1 protein-coding gene is annotated in these 1,180 nt (G+C 39.8%); it reads left to right on the plus strand.

Translation table 11 applies throughout. The annotated features are described in order from the left end of the window. Positions 1 to 407: 407 nt before the first annotated feature. Positions 408 to 1,180 (plus strand): group II intron reverse transcriptase/maturase (gene ltrA / locus ACRDCA_RS02115; RefSeq protein ID WP_438688103.1); only part of this gene is annotated, 773 nt, incomplete at its 3' end.

Consider the following 1,180-nt stretch of genomic DNA (forward strand, 5'->3'; position numbering starts at 1 on the left):
ATCTGAAGGAAGGTCGAGGCAAACTCTTGGTCCGAGGAACACGAATCACATCAGGCGGGGATTGTGGACAAGGTGGCAAAACACACTGAAGTCCAAAGGATTACGTATTAAACAATCAATGTAAATGTGGCGGATAGATGAGAGGAAAGTGGTATGACCTTAACCCGGGAGATCTCGATACCTAAACCAAATACCTGTAGTGATGCAGGAGTGGGTAACGAGAAGTCAGCAGAAGCTATAGTAGTTTGGAAGTGTTTGTAATGAACATGGAGCGAAGGGCTGAATAGTAAATAGTAAAGACTACTAGGATTACCTAGCCTACAAAAGAGAACGAGATTGCTAGACACTGTGGTAAACATAGAAGGCATGTTGGTAGGTAGGGATATGAGAGAAAGGAATTACAACTTATGAAGTTATTAGAAGAAATACTAAGTGATGAAAATCTTGAACTTGCCTGTAAACAGGTAATTAAAAATAAAGGTGCAGCTGGTGTCGATAAGATGATGGCATTTGAATTGCGTGGATATCTTAAAGATAACCAAGAAGCACTAAAAGAGAGTATCCGAACACGGAAGTACCAACCGAAACCGGTTAGAAGAGTTGAAATACCAAAAGATGATGGAACGAAGAGACAATTAGGAATCCCCTGTGTTGTTGATCGATTCATTCAGCAGGCTATCGCACAAAAGCTAAGTCCAATTTATGAGGAACAGTTTTCAGAACATAGTTATGGGTTTCGACCGAATCGAGGAGCGCATAATGCGATTGAGGCAGCCCTTGCATATTTTAATCAAGGGATAGAGTGGGTCGTTGATATCGACTTAGAGAAATTCTTTGACCGAGTAAACCATGATAAGCTAATCCAAATTGTATCGGAGAAGGTACAAGATGGGGATGTAGTATCACTGATTAGAAAATTTCTGACAAGTGGAATCATGATTGAGGACGAATACAAGGAAGCGGTAATTGGAACACCACAAGGTGGCCCACTATCACCACTACTTGGAAACATTATCCTTGATAAGTTGGATAAAGAACTAGAAAGCAGAAATCTAAGGTTTGCAAGGTATGCAGATGATTGTCTTATCTTCGTAGGAACGGAAAAAGCAGCAAATCGAGTAATGAATAATATTAGTCGATTTATTGAAGAAGAGCTATTACTTCGAGTTAATATGACAAA

It is taken from the genome of Serratia sp. (in: enterobacteria) (genome assembly GCF_051654945.1).
Classification (GTDB): Bacteria; Pseudomonadota; Gammaproteobacteria; order Enterobacterales; family Enterobacteriaceae; genus Chania.